Here is a 23,969-nt window from a genome sequence, read left to right as displayed (position 1 = left end):
AGTACCAGCTGCCCGAGGGCATGGTGACCAAGATCCGACGGAGCTGTCGGGGCGGCAACCACGGGACGGCAAAATCTCCGGCTCAGAGACGTACGAGGGCCTCGGGGGTGAGGTCGGACAGCGCCGGGTAACCGTCCACGGCCATGATCAGGTCGGCCTCGGCGAGCAGTGAGCGCAGCACGTGGACGACGCCGTCCGTGCCGCCGAGCGCGAGCCCGTAGGCGTACGGGCGGCCGACGCCGACTGCGGTCGCGCCGAGGGCGAGGGCCTTGATCACGTCCGCGCCGCTGCGGACTCCGGAGTCGAAGAGGACCGGCAGACCGTCGGCCGCCTCGACCACGGCGGGCAGCGCGTCCAGGGCGGGCAGGCCGCCGTTGGCCTGGCGCCCGCCGTGGTTGGAGCAGTAGATCCCGTCGACCCCGCCGTCCCTGGCACGGCGGACGTCCTCCGGGTGGCAGAGGCCCTTGAGGATGATCGGAAGGTCCGTCAGGGAGCGGAGCCAGGGGAGGTCGTCCCAGGTCAGCGGGTTGCCGAAGATCCCCACCCACTCCAGCACCGCCGCCCCCGGGTCCTCCTCGGGCGACCTGGCCAGCCGGGCGCGGAAGACCGGATCGGTGAAGTAGTTGGCGAGACAGTGCCCGCGCAGCTGCGGGAAGTTGCCCGCGGCCAGGTCACGCGGACGCCAGCCGGTGACCCAGGTGTCGAGGGTGACGACGATGCCCTTGAACCCGGCCGTCTCCGCCCGGTGGACCAGGCTCGCGGCCAGGTCCCGGTCGGTGGGGGTGTAGAGCTGGAAGAAGCCGGGCGTGTCGCCGTATGCGGCGGCGACCTGCTCCAGCGGGTCGACGGTCAGCGTGGACGCCACCATCGGCACGCCGGTGCGGGCGGCCGCGCGGGCGGTGGCCAGGTCGCCGTGGCCGTCCTGGGCGCAGAGCCCGATCACGCCGACGGGCGCCATGAAGAGCGGCGAGGGCAGGGTGTGACCGAACAGGTCCACCGTCATGTCGCGTCGGGCCGCGCCGACCATCATCCGCGGGTACAGCCCCCACCGTTCGAAGGCGCGGACGTTGGCGCGCTGCGTGAACTCGTCACCGGCGCCGCCGGCCACATAGGACAGAACGGACGGAGGGAGGGCGCCCTGGGCCTTCGCCTCCAGTTCGGCGTAGGTCATCGGCAGCGCGGGCGTCACCCCGCCCAGCCCGTTGAGGTAGATCTCGTTCTGGTAGTCGCCGAACTGCGTCGCCATGACGTGCCTTCCTGTGAGGAGGGTCGTGTCACTCGACGCCCCCGGCGGAGATCTGCGTCGGCGAGGTTACCCCGGGTCAGGTCGGACGGACCGTCTTCTCACCGGTCGGAGGGGTTTCCGGGGTGAGCTTCCCGGGCATCGCGCGCGGCCTGACCCACGCCGAGATCGCCGCCGTCACGCACCTGGCGGAGCCCACGGTGAGGAAGCATCTCGGCCGGGTCCTGGCCGAGCCGGGGCTGCGCGGCCGCGTGCGGGGTGGTCTTCGCGTACGAGACCGGACTGATCGGACCGCTGCGAGACCGTCCCGCACGGTCCGGGACGGTGTCGGCACGGGCCGGGCCCCGGCGCCGCGACCGGCACGGGCACCGTCTCCGGGACCGGGACCGGCCGGAGGCGGGCCGGGCATGGCTCGTTACAGTGGGTGGCATGCCTCGTACCTCTCCTTCGGTCGCGCTCGACGCCATGCTCGCCGGCAACCGCCGTTTCGTCGCCGGGACGCCCGAGCACCCCAATCAGGACGCCGCGCGCCGCGCGCAGCTCACACCCGGGCAGGAGCCGTTCGCGGTCATCCTCGGCTGCTCCGACTCGCGCCTCGCGGCGGAGATCATCTTCGACCAGGGGCTCGGCGACCTGTTCGTCGTACGGACCGCGGGCCACGTGCTGGGGGCCGAGGTGCTGGGCAGCGTCGAGTACGCCACGAGCGTGCTCGGCTGCCGGCTGGTCGTCGTCCTCGGCCACGACTCGTGCGGCGCCGTCGCGGCGGCCCGGGCCGCGGTGGAGAACGGTCTGCCCGCGGCCGGATTCGTCCGGGACGTGGTGGAGCGTGTGACGCCGAGCGTCCTGGCGGCCCGCGCCGCCGGCCTCACGGAGGACAGCGACATCATCGACGAGCACATAAGGCACACGGCGCAGTTGCTCATGGACCGTTCCCGCGTCCTGTCGGAGCAGGTGGAGACGGGCGAGGTGGCGGTCGTGGGGCTGGCCTACCAGCTCGCCGAGGGAAGCGCCCGGATGGTGACGTCGCACGGCGTCGAGAGCATGGAGGGAGCGACCCGATGAGCCCGCGCTTCGACTGCTCGGACCCGTCGGCCCGCGCGGCCGGCATCGACGCGGCGGTCACCGCTCTCGGGCAGGGCCGTCTCGTCGTGCTCCCGACGGACACCGTGTACGGGGTCGGCGCCGACGCCTTCGATCCGCGGGCCGTCGCCGGTCTCCTGGCCGCGAAGGGACGGGGCCGGCACAAGCCCTCCCCCGTGCTCGTCGGCTCGAAGGAGGCCCTCGACGACCTGGTCGCGGACCTGCCGGGGATCGCCGAGGACCTGATCGGGGCGTTCTGGCCGGGCGGTCTGACGCTGGTGCTGCGCCACCGGCCCTCGCTCGACTGGGACCTGGGCGAGACCGGCGGGACGGTGGCCGTGCGGATGCCCGACCACCCCCTCGCGCTCGACCTGCTGGCGGCGGCCGGCCCGATGGCCGTCTCCAGTGCGAACCTCACCGACCGGCCCTCGCCGGAGGACTGTGACGCGGCCTTCGGGATGCTGGGTGACTCCGTGGCGGTGTACCTCGACGGCGGCCGGACCGCCGGACCGGTGTCGTCGTCGATCGTCGACCTCACCGGCGACGCCCCGGTCCTCGTACGGGAGGGTGTCCTGTCCGCGGCGGAGCTGGCGGCGGTCGCACCCGGTCTGACCGTGCGCTGACCGCCACGCACCCGCCTTTCGGGGAGCGCCGCGCCTCCGGCCCGCCGGTCCTTCCGTCCGCCCGTCAGGGACGGACCCGCCTCCGGCCGCCGCGCAGCTCCAGGCGATCGCCGGGGAACCGCTCGCGGAAGCCGCGGTCGTGGGAGACCACGACCACGGCTCCCGGGTAGGCAGCGAGCGCCGTCTCCAGGTCCTCGACCAGGTCGAGCGCGATGTGGTTGGTCGGCTCGTCGAGGACGAGGAGGTCCGCGGGCCGGATCACCAGGCGGGCGATCTGCAGCCGCCGACGCTGCCCCGCGGACAGCTCCGCGACCGGCACCCGCAGGTCCTCCTCGCGGAACAGGCCCAGCGCCCGGAGCTCCTCGGCGTACTCCTCCGGCGGCCCGGGCCGGCCGGCGGCGAAGGCGGCGAGCAGGGGGAGCCGGGTGGAGCGCTCGGGCAGCTCCTGTGCGAGGTAGCCGATCCGCGCGGGCCGCCGCACCGTGCCGGCGTCCGGTTCGAGGTCGCCCGCCAGGACGCGCAGCAGGGTCGTCTTGCCCGCCCCGTTCTCTCCCGTGACCAGCAGACGCTGCCCGGGCGCGACGGCCAGCGGCCCGTCGAGTCGCAGCCGCTCGCCGACCTGGACGCCGTGGAGCTCGGCGAGGGGGCCGTCGTCGCGGGGCCCCTCCTCGGCCGTCGGCAGCGCCACGCGGAACCGCAGCGGTTCCGGCGGGGCCTTCACCGGGTTGCGCCGCAGATGGGACAGCCGCTCCCGGACCGCCCGCACCTGCCCTCCGAGCTTCGCCTCGTGGGAGCGGCGGTGCTTGCCGAAGCCCTGCCCCGGGTCCTTGCCGGTGCTCGCCAGCCGTCGCCCGGCGGCGTCGAGCAGTTCCTCGGCGCGGGCCGTCTCCTGGAGCCAGGCCGCGTGATCCTGCTCGGCGCGGCGGTGGGCGGCGGCCTTCGCGGTGCGGTGGCCGGCCCAGCCGTCGCCGTACCGGCGCACCGTCCGCTCGTCCCGGTCCACCTCGAGGATCGTGGTGGCGACGTGCTCCAGGAAGCCGCGGTCGTGGGTGACGGCGACGACGGTCCCGCGATGGGCGCGGAGCCGCTCCCCGAGCCAGTGCACGGCCGCCGCGTCGAGGTGGTTGGTCGGCTCGTCGAGGAGCAGCAGCTCGGGGTCGGCGGCCAGTACTCCGGCGAGCGCGAGCCGCGACCGCTCGCCGCCGGAGAGCGAGCCGAGCGCGCGGTCGCGGGTGATCCCGGCGAGCCCGAGGCCGTGGAAGGCGGCGTCGACGCGGGCGTCGGCCTCGTATCCGCCGCGTTCCTCGTAGGCGAGGAGCAGCTCGCCGTACGCGGTGAGTTCGTCCGGCGACGCCTGGCCGAGGTTCTGCTCGGCCGCGCGGAGCCGGCGTTCCATGTCCCGGATCTCGGCGAGGGCGAGGTCGACGGCGTCCCGCACCGTGCGGTCCGCGGCGAGGTCGAGGGTCTGGCCGAGGTGGCCGACGCCGCCGGGGAAGTCGACGGTGACCTCCCCGGCGTCGGGGGTCTCGGCCGCGGCGAGCAGCCGTACGAGGGTGGATTTGCCGGAGCCGTTCTCGCCGATGACGGCGGCCTTCTCGCCGGGGCGGACGGTGAAGGAGACCTGGTCGAGGACGGTCCGGAGGCCGTAGGACTTGGTGACGACCTTGACGGCGAGCTGTGCGCGTTCACGCATGGCGGCACTTTCCTGGGTGTGGGGTGTCGAGGGGCATCGGAAACGGCGACGACGGCCGTGCCCGGACTCAGAGGAAGTGGTGGAAGCGCATGCCTCCACGGTACAAGACGATACGTATCGTCTGCACCCGAATTTCGTACGGCGGCCGGTCCTCGTGGCGCGCACCTTCCCGGTGAGCGGGAATCGGGGCCTGCGCCGCGGCGGTCCTCCCTGACAGGCTCCGGTCCGCTGTGGTTCCACCGCCCGCGCCCCGCCCGGGGGGACGGGGCAGCAGGGAGGACGTGACAGATCATGAGGGGCGCGCAGACCATCGCCAGGCTCGCGGACTGGGCCGCGGAGCGGTACGGGGATGAGGAGGCCCTCGTCTTCGGCGAGGAGCGCTGGACGTTCGCGGAGCTGCGTGACCGGGTCGACCGGGTGGCGCGCGCGGTGATCGCGCAGGGGGTGCGCCCGGGCGACCCGGTCGCCGTGTGGGCGCCCAACAGCGCGCGCTGGGTGGTGGCCGCCCTCGGCGCCGTCGCGGCCGGCGGAGTGCTGGTCCCGGTGAACACCCGTTACAAGGCGGCCGAGGCCGCCGACATCCTGCGCCGCTCCCGTACCCGGCTGCTCTTCACCGAGCACGACTTCCTGGGGACGGACTACCGTGCGCTGCTCGCGGCCTCCGGGGAGGAACTCCCGCTCCTGGAGCGGACGGTGACCCTGCACTCCGCGGACTGGCCGCGCTTCCTGTCGAGTGCCGACCGGGTGACAAGGGAGGACCGGCTGGCCCGCTCCGCCGCCGTGCGCCCCGCCGACACCGCCGACATCCTCTTCACCTCCGGCACCACGGGCCGCCCCAAGGGCGTGCCCACCACCCACGGACAGAACCTGCGCGTGTACGACGCCTGGGCCCGTACGGTCACCCTCCGGCGCGGCGACCGCCACCTCCTCGTCAACCCTTTCTTCCACACCTTCGGGTACAAGGCCGGCATCCTCGCCTGCCTGCTGCACGGCGCCACGATCGTCCCGGAGCGGGTCTTCGACGCGGAGGCCGTCCTCGGCCGGATGGCGGACGAGCGCATCTCCGTGCTGACCGGCGCGCCGACGGTCTTCACCTCGCTCATCCGCCATCCCGACCGCGCGGCGTACGACCTGACGGCGATGCGGATGGCGGTCACGGGCGCGGCGAACATCCCCACCACGCTCATCGAGGAGATCAGGACGTCCCTCGGCGCGCGGAGCGTCAACACCGCGTACGGTCTCACCGAGTCCACGGGCGTGGTCGCGATCTGTCCGCCGCACGAGTCCCCGGAGACCCTGGCCCGCACCTCGGGAACCGCCCTGGAGGGCACCGAGCTGCGCATCGACGCCCCGCCCGGGGAGCCGGGCGAGATCCTCACCCGCGGCTACCACGTGATGCACGGCTACCTCGACGACCCCGAGGCCACCGCCCGGGCCGTCGACGCGGACGGCTGGCTGCACACCGGGGACGTCGGGGTGCTCGACGAGCGCGGCTTCCTGCGGATCACCGACCGGCTCAAGGACATGTTCGTGGTGGGCGGGTTCAACGTGTATCCGGCGGAGGTGGAGCAGGTGCTGCGCGGCCACCCGGCCGTCCTGGACGCGGCGGTCGTCGGCGCGCCGGACGCCCGGCTGGGGGAGGTCGGCGTCGCGTACTGCGTTCCGGTGGCCGGGGCTCCGCTCGACGCGGCCGAGCTGACCTCGTACACGCGTGAGCGGCTGGCCAACTTCAAGGTCCCGCGCGCCTTCCACGCCCTCCCGGCCCTCCCCCACAACGCGGCGGGCAAGGTCGACAAGAAGGCGCTGCGCCGGTCGGCGGGGACCACCACCACCCGATGAGGAGAGTACGAACGTGAACGACAGCACCACCGAGTACGTCGACGTCGTCGTCGTCGGAGCGGGTGTCACGGGGCTGTACGCCGTGCACAAGCTGCGCGGTCTCGGCCACAGTGTGCGCGGCTTCGAGCGCGGGGACGACGTGGGCGGCGTCTGGTACTGGAACCGCTACCCCGGCGCCCGCTGCGACGTGGAGTCCGTGGACTACTCCTACTCCTTCGACGAGGAGCTCCAGCAGGAGTGGGACTGGAGCGAGAAGTACGCCACGCAGCCCGAGATCGTCCGCTATCTGCACCACGTCGCCGACCGCTTCGACCTGCGCCGCAGCTACACCTTCGCGACCTCGGTGACCTCGGCCGAGCTCGACGAGGAGACGCTGCGCTGGACGGTCCGCACGGACGCCGGCGAGGTGGTGTCGGCCCGGTTCTGCGTGTTCGCCACCGGCTGCCTCTCCAGCGCCCACGTGCCGGACATCCCGGGGGCCGGGGAGTTCGCCGGCGCCACGTACCACACCGGCTCCTGGCCGCACGAGGGCGTCGACTTCGGCGGCCTGCGCGTCGGCGTGATCGGCACCGGCTCCTCCGGCATCCAGGCGGTCCCGCTGATCGCCGAGCAGGCGGCGCACCTCACCGTCTTCCAGCGCAGCGCCAACTTCAGCATCCCCGCGGGCAACAAGCCCCTGGACGACGAGACGCGCCGCCGGCAGAAGGCCGGCTACGCCGAGCGGCGGCGGCTCTCGCGCCTCAGCGGCGGCGGCTCGCCGCACGCGGCGCACCCGTCGGCGACGTTCGCCGTGTCCCCCGACGAGCGGCGGGCCGCGTTCGAGGAGCGCTGGGAGCTCGGCGGCGTCCTGTACTCGAAGACCTTCCCCGACCAGCTCACCGACCGCGCGGCGAACGACGAGGCGCGCGCGTTCTGGGAGGAGAAGGTCCGCGCGCTCGTCGAGGACCCGGCCGTCGCGGACCTGCTGGTGCCCACGGACCATCCGATCGGCACCAAGCGGATCGTCACCGACTCGCACTACTACGAGACGTTCAACCGCGCGGACGTGCGCCTCCTGAGCCTGCGGGAGAACGCGATCGAACGGATCGACGCCACCGGGATCGTGCTGGCCGACGGCACCCGGGTGGAGCTGGACGCGATCGTGTTCGCCACCGGTTTCGACGCCATGACCGGCGCGATCGACCGGGTCGACGTCCGCGGGCGGGGCGGCCGGCGTCTGAAGGACGCCTGGAGCGGGGGTCCGCGCACCTATCTGGGCCTGGGCGTCGACGGCTTCCCGAACCTGTTCAGCCTCACGGGCGCCGGCAGCCCGTCCGTCATGGCCAACGTCGTGCTCTGCGCCGAGCAGCACGGCGACTGGCTCGGCGACTGCCTGCGCCACCTGGACGAGCACGGCTACCGCGCGATCGAGGCGAGCGAGGAGGCCGTCGACCAGTGGGTGGCGCAGTGCCGCGACCGGGCCGCCGCCACGCTGTTCCCGGAGGCCGACTCCTGGTACCTGGGGGCCAACATCCCCGGGAAGCCACGGGTGTTCATGCCGTTCATCGGCGGCTTCGGCGTGTACGGGGAGATCATCGCGGACGTGGCGGCCTCGGGATACAAGGGGTTTGCCCTGATACGGGCAGATAAGGGCTGATGCGGGGCCGATACGGCCTGATGCGGGGCCGATCCGGGCCGACGCGTGAAAAGCGCCCCGCCCCCACCTCGTCGGGTGGGGGCGGGGCGCACGCGCGCGGGCACGCGGTCAGCGCCTGAGGGCCTCGCGGAGAGCGGCGAAGGCGGTCTCACGGGCCTCGGCCGCCGCGGGCAGGGCGCCCGCCATGGAGAGGAATCCGTGGAACATCCCGGGGTGGTGGCGGGCCTCCACGGGGACGCCCGCGGCGGCCAGGGCCTCCGCGTACGCCAGGCCGTCGTCCCGCAGGGGGTCGAAGCCGGCGGTGACCAGCTGGGCCGGCGGGAGTCCGGACAGGTCGGCCCCCGCCAGCGGGGCCGCGTAGGGGCTGGTGCGGTCCGCCGGGGAGGCCAGGTAGCCGTCCCAGTACCAGCGCAGGTGGTCGGCGGTGAGGAAGTAGCCCTGGGCGTTCTCCCGGTGCGACGGGCGGGAGCGGGTGGGGTCGAGCATCGGGTAGTAGAGCGCCTGGCAGGTGATCCCGGGTCCGCCCCGGTCGCGGGAGAGCAGGGTGAGGACCGTGGCGAGGTTGGCGCCCGCGCTGTCCCCCGCGACGGCGATCCGGCGGCCCGGGAAGGCCGCCGCCGCCCACAGCAGGGCCGTGTAGGCGTCCTCGGGAGCGGCGGGGAAGGGGTGCTCGGGGGCACGGCGGTAGTCGACGGAGACGACGATCGCCTCCGTGGCGAGGGCGAGGGAGCGGCAGAAGGGGTCGTGGCTGTCGAGGTCGCAGAGGACGAAGCCGCCCCCGTGACAGAACACGATCACGGGGGCGGTCTCGTGGAGACCCGGGTCGTAGACGCGGACGGGCACGCCGTCGGCGTCCTCGTCCGCGACGCGGGCTACGGGGGGCGGGGGGACGGCCGGCCGGGGGCGGGCGGCGAAGAAGGCGCGTACCTCGGTGATGTCCGTCATCTCCGTGGCCAGCGGGGGAAAGCCGGCGGTGGCGAGGTCGATGACCGCCTGGACCTCGGGGGCGGGTCGGTTCACGTGTCCGTTCCCTTCGGGGTGAGGAGGGGCATGCGGCCCGCCGACGCGCCGCCGTCCACGGCGAGTTCGGCGCCGGAGAGGTAGGAGGATTCGTCGGAGGCGAGGAAGGCGACGAGCCGGGCGACCTCCTCGGGTTCCCCCACGCGTCCCAGCGGTGTGCCGGGATGCTCCTTGGTGCCCAGATGGGCGGTCATCGCCGTGGCGATGGCCCCGGGATGGACGGAGTTGACCCGGATGCCGTCCGCTCCGAGTTCGAGCGCGGCCGTCCGGGTCAGACCGCGCAGCCCCCATTTCGCGGCCCCGTACGCGCCGTGCCCCCAGATGCCCTGGAGGCCGGCCTGCGAGGAGATGTTGACGATGGAACCGCCGCCGGTCTCCCTCATCGCGCCGGCGACGGCGCGGACGCCGAGGAACGGGCCGACGAGGTTGACGCGGAGGATGGCGTCCAGGCGGGCCGGGTCCTCCTCCGTGATGGGCGAGGTGGAGTAGATCGCGGCGTTGTTGACGAGGACGTCGAGCCTGCCGAAGGCGTCCAAGGCGGCGGCCACGGCTGCCGCCCAGGACTCCTCGTCGGTCACGTCGTGGCGTACGAACCGGGCGGCGGCGCCGAGGGAGGCGGCCGTCTCCTCCCCCTCCGCCTCCAGGACGTCGGTGAGGACGACCTTCGCGCCGAGCGCGGCGAACAGGCGGGCCTCGGCCTCGCCCATGCCGCGGGCCGCGCCGGTGACCAGCGCGACCTTTCCTGTCAGATCGACGGGCATCAGCGGTTCTCCTCGATCGCTCGGAGGGTCGGGCCGGTCGTCCAGCCGCCGTCGACGGCGAGCTCGGCGCCGGTGACGTACGAGGCGGCGTCCGAGAGCAGGAAGGCGACCGCCCGCGCGATCTCCCGGGGCTCGCCGACCCGGCCCATCGGTGTGTGCGGGTACTTGCCCTCGCCCCGCTCGATGCCCACATGGGCGGTCATCGGGGTGTGGATCATGCCGGGGTGTACGGAGTTGACGCGGATCCGGTCGGCTCCGAGCTCCACCGCGCCGAGCTTGGTGAGCCCGCGCACACCCCACTTGGCCGCGCCGTAGCCGGCGGTCCTCGCCAGGCCCATGAGGCCGGCCGCGGAGGAGATGTTGACGATGGAGCCGCCGCCGTTCCGCCTCATCGCCGGGATCACGGCCCGCATGCCGAGGAAGACCCCGGTGAGGTCGATGTCGAGGACCCGGCGGAACGCCTCGGCGGTCTGCTCCTCCAGGCGGTGGGAACCGCCGGAGATGCCCGCGTTGTTGACGAGGCCGTCCACCCGGCCGAAGGCGTCGACCGTGAAGTCGACGACCGCGCGCCATGCGTCCTCGGAGGTGACGTCGTGGCGGACGAACCGGGCGTGACCGCCGAGCCGTTCGGCCGCCGCTCGCCCCTCCTCCTCCCGTACGTCGGTGAGCACGACCCGCGCGCCGGACTCGACGGCCTCGCGGCCGGCCTCCGCGCCGATCCCCCGCGCCCCGCCGGTGATGATGACCGTCCTGCCCCGCAGATCCGTCATCGGGCCGCTCACCGCGCCTCGCTGGAGCGCGTACGGGCGATGTCGTCGACCGCGAGCCAGCTGAAGGTCATGGCGGGGCCGATGGTCGCGCCGGGGCCCGGGTAGGTCTCCCCCATGACGGCGGAGGAGACGTTGCCGGAGGCGTACAGGCCGTCGATGGCGCTGCCGTCCTCGCGCAGCACGCGGGCCGTGGCGTCGGTGACGAGACCGCCCTTGGTGCCGATGTCGCCCGGGTGGACGGGGACCGCGTAGTACGGGCCCTTCTCCAGCGGCGCCAGGTTGGGCCGGGGCAGCGTCGGGTCGCCGTAGTAGCGGTCGTAGACGCTCTCGCCGCGGTGGAAGTCCTCGTCGCGGCCGGCGCGGGCGAAGCCGTTGAAGCGGTCGACGGTGGCGCGCAGCCGCTCGGGGGCGGCGTCGATGCGCGCGGCCAGCTCCTCGACGGTCGCGGCCCTCTTCACGAAGCCGCTCTCCAGCCACGGCTTGGGGAACGCCTGGCCAGGGAAGAGGCCCATGAAGATGTAGCGGGCCTTGGCGGTGGCGTCGAGGATCAGCCAGGACGGCACGGTGCTCGCCCCGGGCCGGTCGTTCGCGTACATGGCGTCGACGAACTCGTGGTACGGGGCGGCTTCGTTGGCGTAGCGCTCCCCCGCCTGGTTCACGATCACCATGCCGGGGATGCCGCGGTCGGCGACGAGGAAGAACGGCTTCCCGTCCGGGGGCACGACCGAGGGCGCGCCCCAGACCCGGTCCATCAGGTCGGTCGCGGCGCCGAGGGCCACGGCCGGTTCCAGGGCGTCGCCGGTCTGTCCTTCGGCCGCGGAGCTCCACTCGGTGGAGGTGGGCGCCGGCAGGTGCTTCTCGCGGAGCCGCTGGTCGTGGGAGAAGCCTCCGGAGGCGAGCACGACACCGCCGTTCGCCCGGATCGTGAGCATCCGGCCGTCCCTGGTGACGCGGACGCCGGTGACCCTGCCGCCCTCCTCGACGAGTCCGGTCAGCGGGGCGGAGAGCCACAGTTCGCCGCCGAGGGTGTCGAGGGAGTGCCGCATGCGGGCGATCAGCGCCTCGCCGAGGGAGAGCGGCTCCTGGCCGGAGAGCCGGGCCTTGACCGCCTGGGCGCCGACCTTGACGGCGGTGCGGCGGCCGGCCCAGGTGCGTCCGACCATGTTCAGCTGCCGGAAGTCCTTGGAGGTGATGGTGAGGCCGTACGTGGGGAGCCCGGCGCGGCGCATGGTGGCGCGCTGCTCGGGGCCGAGCTTCCTGAAGTCGAAGACCTGCGGTTCGACGGAGCGGCCCTGCGGGTACCCGCCGAGCCGCTCGGGGTAGTAGTCGGAGTAGCCGGGGGTGTAGACGAACCGCACGTCGGTGCGGTCGTGGAGCTCGCGCACCATCCGCGGCCCGTGGGCGACGTAGGCGTCCTTGCGTGCGGCGGGGACCCGGTCGCCGACGGTGGCGTCCAGGTAGGCGCGGGCCTTCTCGGGGGTGTCGCCGAGACCGGCCTCGTCCAGGTGGAAGTTGTCCGGGACCCAGATCGCGCCGCCGGACAGGGCGGTCGAGCCGCCGTAGTACTCGGTCTTCTCCACCACCAGGGCGGTCAGGCCGCGCAGCCGGGCGGTGATGGCCGCGGCCATGCCGGCGGCGCCGGAGCCGACGACCACCACGTCGTACGTGTGGTCCCACGTGTCGTTCATCGCGTTCTCCCTGGTCGTGACGGGACCCGTCCGGCGGACGGGCCCCGGGTGGGTCGGCGGCCGGGGCGGGCCGTCCCCCGCCCCGGCCGCCGGGTCATCGCGCGGTGATCCGCGCGTCGGTGAGGACCGGCGCGTCCGCGCGGTCCGCGGCCGTGGCCGTCAGCCGGTGGCCGTCGGGGGTGTCCCAGACGCGCAACCGCAGGGTCTCGCCGGGGAGGAAGACCCCGGCGAAGCGGGTGCGGCAGGAGGCGACCGCGCTCGCGTCGCCGCCGAGCAGTCGGTCGGTGACGGCCTTGACCGCCATCCCGAAGGAGCAGAGCCCGTGCAGGATGGGCCGGTCGTGGCCCGCCGTGCGGGCGGTGGCCGGGTCGGCGTGCAGCGGGTTCCAGTCCCCGGTGAGCCGGTAGAGCAGGGCCTGCTGACGGAGCGTCGGGATCTCCATCACCAGATCGGGTTCCCGGTCGGGCGCGGGGAGGCGCTCGGAGGGACCGCGGTCGCCGCCGAAGCCGCCCTCCCCGTGGACGAAGATCTGGTTGCGCTGGGTGATCAGCGGCTCTCCGTCCTCGCCGAGGAGGGTGGACTCCTGGACGATGACGGCGGCCCTGCCCTTGTCGTGCACGGCCGCGGCCCGGGTGACCGCGGTCGCGCGGGCGGCGACGGGCAGCGGGCGGTGCACGGTGATCTCCTGGCCGCCGTGCAGCACGTCCGCCAGGTCGATGTCGACGCCCGGCAGGTCGAAGACCTGGAAGCCGACGCCGCCGGTGCCGCCCGCGACGACTCCGAAGGTGGGCAGGACCTGGAGGCCCCGCTCGTGTCCTTCGTACACGTAGCGCAGTTCGCGCGGATCGGTCTCGGGGACGCCCGCGCCGAGCGCCAGGTGATAGAGCCGTACGTCGCGCTCGTCCCAGGCGACCTCGGTGCGCACCGGCGGCGCGGAGAGCGCCTTCTCCACGTCGAGGGGCATCAGAACGCGCCCACGGCGTAGCGGCTGCGGAAGAACAGCAGCGGCCGGCCGTCCTCGCCCGCGTCGAGCGCCACCACCTGCGCGGTGACCAGATGGTGGTCGCCGGCCTCGTACACGGCGTCGAGCTCGCACTCCACGTGGGCGAGGGCTCCGTCGACGCGCACGGTGCCGCGCTCGCCGACGCTCCAGGGCACCCCGGCGAACTTGTCGGGGCCGCTGCGGCCCAGCGCGGCGCAGGTGGCCCGCTGGTCCTCGGCGAGGATGTTGACGCAGAAGCGGCCCGACCGCTCGATCCTCGGCCAGCTGGTGGAGTTCTTGCCGACGGCCAGCATGACCAGCGGAGGGTCGAGGGAGAGCGAGGCGAAGGACTGGCAGGCGAAGCCGACCGGCTCCGCGCTGTCGGCGTCGAGCGTCGCCACCACCGTGATGCCGCTGGCGAAGCGCCCGAGCACGTCCCGGAACTCGGAGGGCGGGATCAGCCGTTCCACTGGTGGCCCCAGAAGCTGTCGGCGGTGATCTCCTTCGCGACCCAGGTGGCGGGGTCGACGACGAGGCCGTCCCAGCCGTACTCGACCTGGAAACCGCCGGGGGCCTGGGCGTAGAAGGACACCATGCGGTCGTTGGTGTGGCGGCCGAGGCTGGACGCGATGGGGATGCCCGCGGCGTGCATGCGGTCGAGGCCCCGGCCCACGTCGTCGAGGGTCTCCAGCTCCACCATGAAGTGCACGATGCCGGGGGGCAGGGCGCCGGGGTAGAGGCCGAGGCTGTGGTGGCGGCGGTTGGGGCTGAGGAAGTGCATCCAGTGGAAGTCCCGCTGCTCGGTGGCGGTCGGGACGGCCTGCGGGGGCAGCTTCATGGAGTCGCGCAGCTGGAAGCCGAGCAGGTTCTCGTAGAAGTCGAGGGCGGCCTCGATGTCCGGCACGGGGAGGACGACGTGGCCGAGGCCCAGGTCGCCGGTGACGAAGCGGTTGCCGTACGGGGTGCCGAGCGCGGTGTGGTCCTGCGCCTGGCCCCAGTAGATCTCCAGGGGGTTGCCGCCCGGGTCCGTGACGTGGATCAGGCCCTGGACGCGGCGCTCGGCGAGCTCGGCGGGGTCGGCGGTCTTGACGGCGACGCCGGCCTCCTCCAGCTCCTCGGCGGCGCGGGCGAGCGCGGCGGCGTTCGCCACCTCCCAGCCGGCCGCGAGGAGCCGGTCGCTCTCTCCGGCCTGGATGACGAGGCGGTGGGCGCGGTCGTCGAGGCGGAGGCAGAGGGTGTCCTCGGTGGTGCCGGTCGCCTCCACCATGCCGAGGACGTCGAGGGCGTAGCGGCGCCACTCGTCCAGGGTGGTGGTCTCCAGGCGGAGGTAGCCGAGAGCACGGATGTCCATGGTGTGCACCTCTTCGGTGGAAGGTACGGATGGTTCGGAAGGTTCAGTGGGAGAAGAAGTCGACGGCGAGGCGGTTGAACTCGTCGGCCTGCTCGGTCTGGGCCCAGTGGCCGCAGTGCGGGAAGACGTGCAGACGCGCGTCGGGGATGGTCTTGAGGGCGACCAGCGCGCCGTCGAGGGGGTTGACGCGGTCCTCGCGGCCCCAGGTCAGCAGCACCGGCTGGGTGATCCGGTGCGCCTCGCGCCAGAGCATCGTGTCCTCGGCCCAGGCGGGGTTCGCGAAGGAGGCGCCCATCCGGGCGCTGCCGAGCCGGGTGTCGGGGTCGGTGGCCGAGGCGAAGCGTTCCTCCACGAGTGCGTCGGTGACGATCGACTGGTCGAAGGCCATGACGCCGAGGAAGGCGCGCATCTGCTCCCTGGTGGGCTCGGGCGAGGCGTTGAACTCGAAGAGCCGCTTGATGCCCTCGGTCGGGTCGGGGGCGAAGAGGTTGACGGAGACCCCGCCGGGTCCCATCAGGAGGAGCTTGCCGACCTTGTCCGGGTGGTTCAGGGCGATGCGGACGGCCGTGCCGCCGCCGAGGGAGTTGCCGATGAAGTGCGCCCGCTCGATGCCGAGTTCGTCCATGAGGGCGGCGACGGCGCCGGCGCTGAAGCTGAAGTAGTCCTTGTCGAGCACCGGCTTGTCGGAGCGGCCGAAGCAGGGCTGGTCGACGAGGAGCGTGCGGAAGTGCGCGGCGAACACGGGGAGGTTGCGGCCGAAGTTGCTCCAGGCGGAGGCTCCGGGGCCGCCGCCGTGGAGCATGATCACGACGGGGGCGTCCGCCCGGTCCGCGGGTGCGGCCTCGTGGTAGTGGAGGGTGAGCCCGGCCGCCTCGGCGGTGCGGGAGGTCGACGCGTGGGTGAGCTCTGCCATCGTCTCCGCCTCTCAGGCCATGGTGTCTTGGATGTCGATGCCGAGCGCGCTCTGCCCGTACATGACCAGGGCCCGCTCGGGGTCGTTGGCGGCGTGGCCGCGGCCGGTGTGGGCGTCGCGCCAGGCGCGCTGGACGAGGCCGGGGCCGGTCCGCATGGCGCTGCCGCCGGAGTTCTCCATCAGGAGGTCGACGGCCGCGACCGAGCGTTCCGTCGCGAGCACCTGGTCGCGACGGGTGCGGGTGCGCAGCTCCATCGGGATCTCCTCGCCGCGCTCGGCGAGGGCGTACATCTCGGCCATGTTGCGGGTCAGCTGGAGCCAGCTCGCGTCGATGTCGCTCGCGGCGCGGGCGATCCGGACCTGTGCGAAGGGGTCCTCCGCGACCTTCTGCCCGTACGAGACGCGGAACCGCTGCCGCGTGGCCTCGGCGTACGACGCGAAGGCGCCCTCGGCGATGCCGACGATCGGGGTGGAGATGGTGGTGGTGAACACGCCCGCGTAGGGCAGCCGGTAGAGCGGCTCGGGGTTGATCTCGTGGCCGGGCACCTTCAGGGCGGTGACCGGGCCGAAGCTCAGCGCGCGGTGCTCGGGGACGAGGACGTCCTCGACGACGACGTCGTTGCTGCCGGTGCCGCGCAGGCCGACGGTGTCCCACACGTCGTCGATCCGGTACTCGGACCTGGGGACGAGGAAGGTGCGCATGTCGACCGGGTTGCCCTCGCCGTCGGTGACGAGGCAGCCGAGGAGCGCCCAGCGGGCGTGGTCGCAGCCGGAGGAGAAGTGCCACCGGCCGGAGAGCCGGAAGCCGCCGTCGACGGCGGTGGCCTTGCCGGTGGGCGCGTACGAGGAGGCGATGCGGGTCTTGGGGTCCTGGCCCCACACCTCCTGCTGGGCTCGGGGGTCGAAGAGGGCGACGTGCCAGGGGTGGACGCCGACCACGGAGGCGACCCAGCCGGTCGATCCGCAGGCCTTGGCGATCTCCTTGACGGCCGTGTAGAAGGCCACCGGTTCGGCCGCGCGGCCGCCGAAGGCCTTCGGCTGGAGCAGCTGGAAGAAGCCGGTGTCCTCCAGTTCCTTGACGGAGGTGTCGGGCACGCGGCGCAGCGTCTCGGCCTCGGCCGCGCGGTCGCGCAGGGCGGGGGCGAGGTCACGGATCGCTGCCAGGACGTCATCGGCCATGGGGCATCCCCTTTCGGGTCGTGGTGGGGGAATGCCAGGACCGTACGGCGTGCCGTACGGCAGCGAAATGCGCTGCTCCCACTGAGCGGGAACCCGCCCGCGGGAGGGTCCGCGCGGTCAGAGCATGGGGTCGTGGACGTCCATGCCGAGGGCGTCCTGGGCGTAGAGCACCAGCGCCCGGTCCACGTCGTTGGCGGCCTGGCCGTGGCCGGTGTGCAGGTCGCGCCAGGCGCGCTGGAGGACGTCGTCGCCGACGCGCAGCGGTCCCCGGCCGGCGTTCTCCATGAGGAGGTCCACGGCGGTGATGGCGCGTTCGGTGGCGAGCGCCTGGTCCCGGCGGGTGCGGGCGCGCAGTTCCATGGGGATCGGGGCGCCGCCGCGGGCGAGCGCGTACAGGTCGGTCATGTTGCGGTGGAGCTGGAGCCGGGCGGCGTCGATCTCGCCGGCGGCGCGGGCGATGCGTACCTGGGCGAAGGGGTCCTCGGCGGTCCGCCGGCCGTGCGGGCCCTTCAGGCGCTCGCGGGCGGCGGTGATCTGGTCCTCGTGGGCGCCTTCGGCGATGCCGACCATCGCGGTGGAGACGGCGGTGGTGAAGACGGCGGCGTACGGCAGCCGGTACAGCGGGTCCGGGTGGATGTCCTGCCCGGGGCAGCGCAGCGCGGTCACGGGGCCGTAGCCGAGGGTCCGGTGGGCGGGGACGAAGGCGTCCTCGACGAGGATGTCGTTGCTGCCGCTGCCGCGCAGGCCGACGGTGTCCCACACGTCGTCGACGCGGTAGTCGGCGCGCGGCACCAGGAAGGTCAGCATGTCGACGGGGCGGCCGTCACGGTCGTCGACGACGCCGCCGAGCAGTGCCCAGTGGGCGTGGTCGCAGCCGGCGGAGAAGTGCCACCGGCCGGAGAGCCGGTAGCCGCCTTCGACGGGCACGACCTTCCCGGTGGGGGCGTGGGAGGAGCAGATCCGGGTGGGTCCGTCCGCGCCCCAGACCTCCTCCTGGGCCCGCGGCTCGAACTGGGCCACGTACCAGGGGTGGACACCGAGGACCGACGCCGCCCAGCCGGTCGAGCCGCATGCCTTGGCGATCTCGTGCACGGCGGCGTAGAAGACGGCCGGGTCGGCGGCGAGTCCGCCGTACGCGCGGGGCCGGAGCAGCCGGAAGAAGCCGGCGGCCTCCAGTTCCCCGACGGAGGCGTCGGGCACCCGGCGCTGCCTCTCCGCCTCGGCCGCGCGCTCGCGCAGGGCGGGGGCGAGGGCGCGGACCGCCGTGAGAACGTCGTCGTCGCGCATGGGGCGCCCCTCTCGGATTCCGGTCTCGTCCGCCGTGACGACAGGGAACCTACGCGTTACTGTTCCGAGACGGAACTCCCTCTTCCCAGCGCCTGTCATCCTCTGGCAATCTCCACGCAATACCGGAGATTACGGACCCGGCCAGGGGTCGATCGGCTGTGCTGTCCGTGTGGGAGGTGCCGATGACGACCAGTGCTGTCGAGGCTGTCGAGGCCGGGATGCCGCCTCTGTCCCTGCTGGAGAAGGCGGCGAAGGTGCTGAGCGCCTTCGAGAGCGCCGGGCCACGGCTCACCCTCACCGAGGTCGTGCAGCGCTCGGGCATCCGCCGGTCCTCCGCGCACCGCATTCTCGATCAGCTGGTCCAGCTGCGCTGGCTGGAGCGCGAGGGCCGCGACTACCGGCTGGGCATGGGCATGCTGGAGCTCGGCGCCATGGCCTCGCACCACAACCGGCTCCGCCGGGCGGCACTGCCCCATCTGCACGCGCTGCACGAGTCCACCGGCCATCTGGTGCACCTCACCGTGCTCGACGGCTCCGAGGTGGTCTATCTGGAGCGGATCGGCGGCTCGGACGACTCCGTCGTGCCCTCGCGCATGGGCGGGCGGCAGCCGGCGTACTGCACCGCCTCGGGCAAGGCGATCCTCGCCTTCGGCGACGGCACGGCGGTGGACCAGGTCATACGGGACGGGCTGCGGCCGCGCACCCCGCGCACCCTCACCCGCCCCGAGTCCTTCCGCCGCGAGCTGGCGATGACGCGCGAGCGCGGCGTGGCCTTCGACCACGAGGAGGGGTACCGCGGGGTCTTCTGCGTGGCCGCTCCGCTGCGCGGCGCGGGCCGGGCCATCGCCGCGATCTCGGTGAGCGGCCACGGCGTCCACCGGGAGATGGAGCGGCTCGCGCCGGCCGTGCGCGGCTGCGCGCGGTCGGTGTGGCAGTCGATGTTCGGGCCGGGGCGGCAGCCGGAGAAGCGGGCTCAGCCCGTCGGCGCGGGGGCCGCCGGGGGAATTCCGCAGCCCTCGATGGACAACATGATGGCCTGGCTGCGTTTCAGCGACTGGATGTGAACCGCGCCCGCAGGGCGGCGAGCCCGGTGGCGTAGGTGCCGTCCCCGAAGACCGCCTCCACCTGGGCGACGACGTCGTCGGCGCTCCGGTAGGCGGCGGACCACGTGACCTCGGCACCGTCGGGGTGCGGCCGTACGGCGAGGGTCGCGACGTAGTCGTGGACCGGGAGCACGACGGGGTCGAGGAGGGTGTAGCGGTACGAGCGGGCCTGCTCGTCGCGGTCGAGCAGACGCTCCCGGGCGACGGCCACGCCGTCGACCGCGAAGACCCGGACGGTGCCGGGGGCGGCGGGGTCACCGCCGTCCTCCGGCGTGGACGGCGGCACGTGGGGGTGCCAGTCGGCGAGAGCGCCGAAGTCTCCGACGACCGCCCACACGGCGTCGGGGGCGGCCGGGACGACGGCGGAGCGTTCGAGCGTACGGGGGTTCACGGGCGTCTCCTCGTGACGAGTGCGGGTACGGGTACGGGTACGGGTACGGGTATGCCTCCAGGGGCACCCGTGCGGGTGCCCCTGGAGGCCGGATCCGGTGCGCTCACCAGGTGCGGTCGCCGCGCAGGACCGCGTCGGCGCCCCCGTCGGCGAAGACGACCTGCCCGGTCACGAGGGCGTTCTCGGGCGAGGCCAGCCAGGCGATCAGCGGGGCGATCTGTTCGGGGCGGGCATGGCCGTGCAGGGGCATCGGCACACTCCGCTCGACGAGTCCCCGCATCTCCGGGTCGTCGAGCAGCGGCTGCGTCAGGGGTGTGACGACCACACCCGGCGCCACGGCGTTCAGCGGGACGCCCGCGCCCGCCCACGCGTCGGTGGGGGCGGCGCGGCGGACCCAGCGGGAGACCGACGCCTTGGACGAGGAGTAGACGAGGTGCCCCTCGCCGCGGTCGACGGCCGCGCGTGCGGCGGCCACCGCCGCGTCCTCGTCCCCGGCGAGGGCGGCGTCCACGATCGCGGGGTCGGTCGGGTGGACGGAGTCGACGGATCCGACGACCACGGCCCGCGGGTCGGTGCCGGCCGCGAGCAGCGGGCGCAGACCGTCGAGCGTGGCCACGGCACCGAAGTGGTTGACCCGGACGGTGACGGGGTCGAAGTGGGCGACGCCCGCGCAGGAGACGACGGCGTCGAGACGGCCGCCGGTCAGCTCGCGGGCCCGGGCGACGAGTTCGGCCCGGCCCCCGGCCGTGGACAGGTCGGCCCGGATGTCGCCCTCGTCGCGGTCGGCGCCGATGACGGTGTGGCCCCGCTTCCGCAGGAGGGCCGCGGTGGCCGCGCCGATGCCGGAGGCCGCTCCGGTGACGAGACAGGTTCGGGACATGACGGTCTCCTCCTCAGGAGTAGGTGATCTCGACCCGGTCGGTGAGCGGGAGGGCCTGGCAGGCCAGGACGTACCCCTCGGCGATGTCCTGGTCGTCCAGGACGTCGTTGCGGAGCATCGTGACCTCGCCCGCCACGACCCGGCAGGTGCAGGCGCTGCAGGCGCCCTCCCGGCAGGAGTACGGGGCGTCCACCCCGGCGGCCAGGAGCACGTCGAGCAGCGGGGCGGCCGACGGCCAGGCGACCGTGTGGGTCTCGCCGTCGAGCTCGACCTCGGCCGTGCCGCCGCCCCCGGCCGCCGCGCCCCGGGGCACCGCCGGAGCGTCGAAGACGTCCGCGCCGAGCGAGAAGAACCGCTCCCGGTGGATGCGGTCGCCGGGCGCGCCGAGCGTGCGAAGGGCCTGCTCGACGGCGTCCATGAGCGGCTGCGGGCCGCAGACGAAGGCCTCCCGGCCGGCGTACGGCGCGAGCGCGGCGGCCAGCCGGTCCACCGAGGGCAGGCCCTGGAGCGACTCCAGCCAGTGGACCACCAGCAGCCGGTGCGGATGGTCCTGGGCCAGCGCCCTCAGCTCGTCGCGGAAGACGACCGAGGACTCGTCGCGGTTGGCGTACAGCAGGGCCACCCGGCCCCGGCCCCCGGCCAGGGCCGACTTGGCGATCGACAGGACGGGGGTGATGCCGCTGCCTCCGGCGACGAGCAGCAGGTCGCCGTCGAGGGAGTCCGGGGTGAAGGTGCCGGCCGGCGGCAGCACCTCCAGCTCGTCCCCGGCCGCGAGGCGGTCGCAGACCCAGTTGGAGCCGTACCCGCCGGCGACCCGTTTGACGGTGATCTTCAGGGGCTCGCCGGTGTGGGGCGAGCTGGCGAGGGAGTAGCACCGGGCGGCGGGTCTCCCGTCCGCGCCGGGCAGTTTCAGGGTGAGGAACTGCCCGGGGCGGTACGTGAAGCGGTCGGCGCTCTCCGGGGGCGCCTGGAGCACCAGGGAGTGCGCGTCGGCCGTCTCGGCGATGACCTCGACGACGCGCAGCCGGTGGGTGCGGGACCCGGTCGTGGGCTCAGGCATCGACGGCCTCCCGCGTACCGCTGCCCGGGACTCCGGGCTCCAGGGCGCTCACGGTCAGGCTCCCGTCCTCGACCGCGCGGTCGATGCTCGCCCGCAGTGCCCCGCAGGTCCGCACCCGGGCGGTGGTCCCGCCCGGCCCCACCCGGTCGCGGAACTCCGCGCAGACGACAGCCGCGTCGGCCGTCCACTGCACGGAGGTGTGGGCGACGCTGAACTTCTCGCACAGGACCTGGTTGCCGCAGGCCGCGCACTCCACCGCTCGCATGTCAGGCTCCGGTTCCGGTCTCCGCCGCGCGGCGCGCCAGGTTCTCCTCGACCTCTGCGCGCCATGCCGTGTTGGCGCGCTGGGTGTCGATCTCGAACTCGAAGCGGCGGGTCATCTCGTCCTTGACGTCGGCGACGTCGACGTAGAACTGCTCGTACCAGCGGCGCAGCTGGTAGACCGGGCCGTCCTCCTCGGTGAGCAGGGGGTTGTCGATCCGGGTCTTGTTCTGCCAGATCTCCACGTCCTGCTCGAAGCCGACGGTGGCTCCCTCGGCGGTGAGCCGTGCGGCCTCGGCGGCCTGCTCGTCCGTCATCCCGGGCAGCCGCCGCACGATCGCCCCGTACTGGAGCAGGAAGCTGTCGGCGTCGATCGGGTAGTGGCAGTTGATCAGGACGATCTCCATCTCCGCGCCGCCGCCGACGTCGCTGTAGAGGTGGTCGATCATGTACGAGGGGCCGAAGTAGGAGGCGTCGGAGCGCAGGCGGCCGGAGCTGAGGGTGCCCAGTTCCATGTCTCCGCGGGGGCTGCTCTCCATGTACTGGGTGGCGACGTGGCCGTCGAAGACGTTCTTGAAGTACTCGGGGAACGCGTAGTGGACGTAGTAGAAGTGCGCCATGTCGACGACGTTGTCCACGATCTCGCGGCAGTTGGCGCCCTCGACCCGGAGGGTCTTCCAGGTCCAGTCGCTCCACTGGTCGGCGTCCGGGCCGTGGATGCCCGCGATCTCGGGGACGGTCACCTCGGGGGGCGGCGGGTTGCCCTCCGGGTCGTTCCAGACGAAGAGCTGCCTGTTCCGCTCCAGGGAGATCCAGGCACGGGTCCTGGCGCGCGGCGGGACGCGGCGGGCGTACGGGATCCCGGCGCAGCGGCCGTCGCCCGACCAGCGCCAGTCGTGGAAGGGGCAGGCGACGGCGTCGCCCTTGACGGTGCCCTGGGCGAGGTTGCCGCCCATGTGCGGACAGTAGGCGTTGAGGACGTGCAGCTGCCCGTCGTCCTCGCCCCGGAAGACCACCAGCTTGGTGCCGAAGGCCTCGATCTCGTGCGGCCGGCCGTCCTTGAAGTCCTCGGCGAGGCCGAGGCAGTGCCAGCCCCGGGCGAAGCGCGTCGGCGGCCTGCCCGTCTCGATGATCCTGACCTCGTCGTCGAGAGCGGTCATCTCGTCCCTCCTGGTTTCCGTCGGTTCAGTGCTGTGCGGCGAGTTCCACGGCGATGTCGATGAGCTGGTCCTCCTGGCCGCCGACCAGCCGGCGTTCGCCCGCGCGCAGGAGGATCTCGGCGCCGGAGACGCCGTAGCGCTCGGCCTGCCGGTAGGCGTGCTTGAGGAAGCTGGAGTAGACGCCGGCGTGGCCCATCAGCAGGGCGAGCCGGTCGAGCCGGCACTCGTCGTCCATGACCGGGCGGACCACGTCCTCGGCCGCGTCGATGATCTTCAGTACGTCGATGCCGGTGCGGATGCCCATCTTGGCGCAGACGGCGACCAGGGCCTCGACGGCCGTGTTGCCCGCGCCGGCGCCGAGCCGGCGGGTGGAGCCGTCGATCTGCAGGGCTCCGGCCTTGATCGCGGCGATGGAGTTGCCGGTGCCGAGGGCCAGGTTCTCGTGTCCGTGGAAGCCGACCTGGGCGTCGTCGCCGAGCTCGGAGACCAGGGCCTCCACCCGGGCGGTCACGTCGTCCATGACCATGGCGCCGGCCGAGTCGACCACGTACACGCACTGGCAGCCCGCGTCGGCCATGATGCGGCCCTGTCGGGCGAGTTCACCGGGGGTCGTGGAGTGGGCCATCATCAGGAAGCCCACGGTCTCCAGGCCCCTCTCCCGGGCGAGTCCGAAGTGCTGTTCCGCGATGTCGGCCTCGGTGCAGTGGGTGGCGATGCGGCAGATGCCGGCGCCGTTGCCGTGGGCGGCGCGGATGTCGTCCTTGACGCCGAGTCCGGGGAGCATCAGGAAGGCGATCCTGGCCCGCCGCGCGGTGTCGGCCGCGACCTTGATCAGTTCCTGTTCGGGGGTCCTGGAGAAGCCGTAGTTGAAGGAGGATCCGCCGAGCCCGTCGCCGTGCGTCACCTCGATCACGGGGACGCCGGCGTCGTCGAGGGCGGCGACGACGGACCGTACGTCCTCGGCGGTGAACCGGTGCCGCTTGGCGTGCGAGCCGTCGCGCAGCGAGGAGTCGGTGATCCTGATGTCGAGGGTGTCCGAGTAGGGCATG

General features: G+C 73.5%; 23 protein-coding genes. 5 read left to right on the top strand and 18 right to left on the bottom strand.

Annotated elements, in window-relative coordinates; all coding sequences use genetic code 11:
• Positions 1–82 precede the first annotated feature (82 nt).
• On the bottom strand, positions 83–1,246 hold the full coding sequence (locus IE237_RS17730) for an alpha-hydroxy-acid oxidizing protein (protein WP_189802936.1): 1,164 nt from the start codon (positions 1,244–1,246) through the stop codon (positions 83–85).
• 426 nt (positions 1,247–1,672) lie between these two features.
• On the opposite strand from IE237_RS17730, the gene IE237_RS17725 reads away from it, so the two are divergent.
• Together IE237_RS17725 and IE237_RS17720 are read left to right on the top strand one after the other, a co-directional pair.
• Positions 1,673–2,305, top strand: coding sequence for a carbonic anhydrase (locus IE237_RS17725; protein WP_189802935.1), 633 nt, complete (start codon positions 1,673–1,675; stop codon positions 2,303–2,305).
• A complete protein-coding gene (locus tag IE237_RS17720; RefSeq protein ID WP_189802934.1) occupies positions 2,302–2,946 on the top strand; it encodes an L-threonylcarbamoyladenylate synthase in 645 nt (214 codons plus the stop codon). The genes IE237_RS17725 and IE237_RS17720 overlap by 4 nt, the downstream gene beginning before the upstream one ends.
• Before the next feature lie 64 nt (positions 2,947–3,010).
• Here IE237_RS17720 and IE237_RS17715 read toward each other — a convergent pair whose 3' ends face one another.
• A complete protein-coding gene (locus IE237_RS17715) occupies positions 3,011–4,639 on the bottom strand; it encodes an ABC-F family ATP-binding cassette domain-containing protein (RefSeq protein WP_189802933.1) in 1,629 nt (542 codons plus the stop codon).
• Between the two features lie 291 nt (positions 4,640–4,930).
• Here IE237_RS17715 and IE237_RS17710 point away from each other — a divergent pair, with 291 nt between their 5' ends.
• On the top strand, positions 4,931–6,478 hold the full coding sequence (locus IE237_RS17710) for a FadD3 family acyl-CoA ligase (protein ID WP_189802932.1): 1,548 nt from the start codon (positions 4,931–4,933) through the stop codon (positions 6,476–6,478).
• Positions 6,479–6,491: 13 nt separating this feature from the next.
• The gene (locus tag IE237_RS17705; protein WP_189802931.1) at positions 6,492–8,114 is read left to right on the top strand and encodes a flavin-containing monooxygenase; all 1,623 of its coding nucleotides are present in this window, start codon (positions 6,492–6,494) and stop codon (positions 8,112–8,114) included.
• A 108-nt stretch (positions 8,115–8,222) separates the two neighbouring features.
• On the opposite strand, the gene IE237_RS17700 is transcribed toward IE237_RS17705, so the two are convergent.
• The 10 genes from IE237_RS17700 to hsaA (IE237_RS17655) form a co-directional block, all read right to left on the bottom strand.
• Positions 8,223–9,134 (bottom strand): alpha/beta hydrolase, encoded by a 912-nt coding sequence (locus IE237_RS17700; protein WP_229842730.1) that lies wholly within the window; start codon positions 9,132–9,134, stop codon positions 8,223–8,225.
• Positions 9,131–9,895 carry a glucose 1-dehydrogenase gene (locus IE237_RS17695; RefSeq protein ID WP_189802930.1) on the bottom strand — a complete coding sequence of 255 codons (765 nt, stop codon included), beginning with the start codon at positions 9,893–9,895 and terminating at the stop codon, positions 9,131–9,133. Before IE237_RS17695 ends, IE237_RS17700 begins: the two co-directional genes overlap by 4 nt.
• Positions 9,895–10,665 (bottom strand): glucose 1-dehydrogenase, encoded by a 771-nt coding sequence (locus IE237_RS17690; protein ID WP_189802929.1) that lies wholly within the window; start codon positions 10,663–10,665, stop codon positions 9,895–9,897. Before IE237_RS17690 ends, IE237_RS17695 begins: the two co-directional genes overlap by 1 nt.
• 8 nt (positions 10,666–10,673) lie before the next feature.
• The gene (locus IE237_RS17685) at positions 10,674–12,353 is read right to left on the bottom strand and encodes an FAD-dependent oxidoreductase (protein WP_189802928.1); all 1,680 of its coding nucleotides are present in this window, start codon (positions 12,351–12,353) and stop codon (positions 10,674–10,676) included.
• Between the two features lie 94 nt (positions 12,354–12,447).
• Complete coding sequence (locus tag IE237_RS17680) at positions 12,448–13,317, bottom strand: MaoC/PaaZ C-terminal domain-containing protein (protein ID WP_189802927.1); 870 nt, start codon at positions 13,315–13,317, stop codon at positions 12,448–12,450.
• Positions 13,317–13,805 carry a flavin reductase family protein gene (locus IE237_RS17675; protein ID WP_189802926.1) on the bottom strand — a complete coding sequence of 163 codons (489 nt, stop codon included), beginning with the start codon at positions 13,803–13,805 and terminating at the stop codon, positions 13,317–13,319. Before IE237_RS17675 ends, IE237_RS17680 begins: the two co-directional genes overlap by 1 nt.
• Positions 13,793–14,686, bottom strand: a complete 894-nt coding sequence (locus IE237_RS17670; protein ID WP_189802925.1) for a VOC family protein — start codon at positions 14,684–14,686, stop codon at positions 13,793–13,795. The genes IE237_RS17675 and IE237_RS17670 overlap by 13 nt, the downstream gene beginning before the upstream one ends.
• A gap of 43 nt (positions 14,687–14,729) precedes the next feature.
• Positions 14,730–15,599 (bottom strand): 4,5:9,10-diseco-3-hydroxy-5,9,17-trioxoandrosta-1(10),2-diene-4-oate hydrolase, encoded by an 870-nt coding sequence (hsaD, locus tag IE237_RS17665; protein WP_189802924.1) that lies wholly within the window; start codon positions 15,597–15,599, stop codon positions 14,730–14,732.
• A gap of 12 nt (positions 15,600–15,611) precedes the next feature.
• Positions 15,612–16,778, bottom strand: coding sequence for a 3-hydroxy-9,10-secoandrosta-1,3,5(10)-triene-9,17-dione monooxygenase oxygenase subunit (hsaA, locus tag IE237_RS17660; protein ID WP_189802923.1), 1,167 nt, complete (start codon positions 16,776–16,778; stop codon positions 15,612–15,614).
• 117 nt (positions 16,779–16,895) lie between these two features.
• On the bottom strand, positions 16,896–18,065 hold the full coding sequence (gene hsaA / locus IE237_RS17655; RefSeq protein ID WP_189802922.1) for a 3-hydroxy-9,10-secoandrosta-1,3,5(10)-triene-9,17-dione monooxygenase oxygenase subunit: 1,170 nt from the start codon (positions 18,063–18,065) through the stop codon (positions 16,896–16,898).
• 182 nt (positions 18,066–18,247) lie between these two features.
• Here hsaA (IE237_RS17655) and IE237_RS17650 point away from each other — a divergent pair, with 182 nt between their 5' ends.
• A complete protein-coding gene (locus IE237_RS17650) occupies positions 18,248–19,129 on the top strand; it encodes an IclR family transcriptional regulator (RefSeq protein ID WP_229842729.1) in 882 nt (293 codons plus the stop codon).
• Here the strand turns inward: IE237_RS17650 and IE237_RS17645 are convergent.
• From IE237_RS17645 to dmpG, 6 genes are all read right to left on the bottom strand, one after another.
• Positions 19,113–19,559 (bottom strand): SRPBCC family protein, encoded by a 447-nt coding sequence (locus IE237_RS17645; RefSeq protein ID WP_189802920.1) that lies wholly within the window; start codon positions 19,557–19,559, stop codon positions 19,113–19,115. The two genes, IE237_RS17650 and IE237_RS17645, sit on opposite strands and share 17 nt — an antisense overlap.
• A gap of 103 nt (positions 19,560–19,662) precedes the next feature.
• Positions 19,663–20,439, bottom strand: a complete 777-nt coding sequence (locus tag IE237_RS17640) for an SDR family oxidoreductase (RefSeq protein WP_189802919.1) — start codon at positions 20,437–20,439, stop codon at positions 19,663–19,665.
• 13 nt (positions 20,440–20,452) lie between these two features.
• Positions 20,453–21,499: a ferredoxin--NADP reductase gene (locus IE237_RS17635; RefSeq protein ID WP_189802918.1), complete on the bottom strand. Its 1,047-nt coding sequence runs from the start codon at positions 21,497–21,499 to the stop codon at positions 20,453–20,455.
• Entirely contained in the window at positions 21,492–21,764 is a 273-nt protein-coding gene (locus tag IE237_RS17630; RefSeq protein WP_189802917.1) for a hypothetical protein, read from the bottom strand. Before IE237_RS17630 ends, IE237_RS17635 begins: the two co-directional genes overlap by 8 nt.
• 1 nt (position 21,765) lies before the next feature.
• The gene (locus tag IE237_RS17625; RefSeq protein WP_189802916.1) at positions 21,766–22,920 is read right to left on the bottom strand and encodes a 3-ketosteroid-9-alpha-monooxygenase, oxygenase component; all 1,155 of its coding nucleotides are present in this window, start codon (positions 22,918–22,920) and stop codon (positions 21,766–21,768) included.
• A 25-nt stretch (positions 22,921–22,945) separates the two neighbouring features.
• Positions 22,946–23,968 (bottom strand): 4-hydroxy-2-oxovalerate aldolase, encoded by a 1,023-nt coding sequence (gene dmpG, locus IE237_RS17620; protein WP_189802915.1) that lies wholly within the window; start codon positions 23,966–23,968, stop codon positions 22,946–22,948.
• Between the last annotated feature and the right edge of the window lies 1 nt (position 23,969).

This window comes from Streptomyces tanashiensis (genome assembly GCF_014648895.1).
Lineage (GTDB): Bacteria > Actinomycetota > Actinomycetes > Streptomycetales > Streptomycetaceae > Streptomyces > Streptomyces tanashiensis.
The sequence above is the reverse complement of the archived record's forward strand: the minus strand, read 5'-3'. Positions and strand labels throughout refer to the sequence as shown.

Coding starts and splice junctions, on each gene's coding strand:
- IE237_RS17695 (WP_189802930.1), bottom strand. CDS start 9,895: ATGCCCGTCGATCTGACAGGAAAGGTCGCGCTGGTCACCGGCGCGGCC.
- IE237_RS17625 (WP_189802916.1), bottom strand. CDS start 22,920: ATGACCGCTCTCGACGACGAGGTCAGGATCATCGAGACGGGCAGGCCG.
- hsaA (WP_189802923.1), bottom strand. CDS start 16,778: ATGGCCGATGACGTCCTGGCAGCGATCCGTGACCTCGCCCCCGCCCTG.
- IE237_RS17715 (WP_189802933.1), bottom strand. CDS start 4,639: ATGCGTGAACGCGCACAGCTCGCCGTCAAGGTCGTCACCAAGTCCTAC.
- IE237_RS17685 (WP_189802928.1), bottom strand. CDS start 12,353: ATGAACGACACGTGGGACCACACGTACGACGTGGTGGTCGTCGGCTCC.
- IE237_RS17680 (WP_189802927.1), bottom strand. CDS start 13,317: ATGCCCCTCGACGTGGAGAAGGCGCTCTCCGCGCCGCCGGTGCGCACC.
- IE237_RS17635 (WP_189802918.1), bottom strand. CDS start 21,499: ATGCCTGAGCCCACGACCGGGTCCCGCACCCACCGGCTGCGCGTCGTC.
- IE237_RS17720 (WP_189802934.1), top strand. CDS start 2,302: ATGAGCCCGCGCTTCGACTGCTCGGACCCGTCGGCCCGCGCGGCCGGC.
- dmpG (WP_189802915.1), bottom strand. CDS start 23,968: ATGCCCTACTCGGACACCCTCGACATCAGGATCACCGACTCCTCGCTG.
- IE237_RS17710 (WP_189802932.1), top strand. CDS start 4,931: ATGAGGGGCGCGCAGACCATCGCCAGGCTCGCGGACTGGGCCGCGGAG.
- IE237_RS17690 (WP_189802929.1), bottom strand. CDS start 10,665: ATGACGGATCTGCGGGGCAGGACGGTCATCATCACCGGCGGGGCGCGG.
- IE237_RS17640 (WP_189802919.1), bottom strand. CDS start 20,439: ATGTCCCGAACCTGTCTCGTCACCGGAGCGGCCTCCGGCATCGGCGCG.
- IE237_RS17725 (WP_189802935.1), top strand. CDS start 1,673: ATGCCTCGTACCTCTCCTTCGGTCGCGCTCGACGCCATGCTCGCCGGC.
- IE237_RS17670 (WP_189802925.1), bottom strand. CDS start 14,686: ATGGACATCCGTGCTCTCGGCTACCTCCGCCTGGAGACCACCACCCTG.
- IE237_RS17650 (WP_229842729.1), top strand. CDS start 18,248: ATGACGACCAGTGCTGTCGAGGCTGTCGAGGCCGGGATGCCGCCTCTG.
- IE237_RS17730 (WP_189802936.1), bottom strand. CDS start 1,246: ATGGCGACGCAGTTCGGCGACTACCAGAACGAGATCTACCTCAACGGG.
- hsaA (WP_189802922.1), bottom strand. CDS start 18,065: ATGCGCGACGACGACGTTCTCACGGCGGTCCGCGCCCTCGCCCCCGCC.
- hsaD (WP_189802924.1), bottom strand. CDS start 15,599: ATGGCAGAGCTCACCCACGCGTCGACCTCCCGCACCGCCGAGGCGGCC.
- IE237_RS17630 (WP_189802917.1), bottom strand. CDS start 21,764: ATGCGAGCGGTGGAGTGCGCGGCCTGCGGCAACCAGGTCCTGTGCGAG.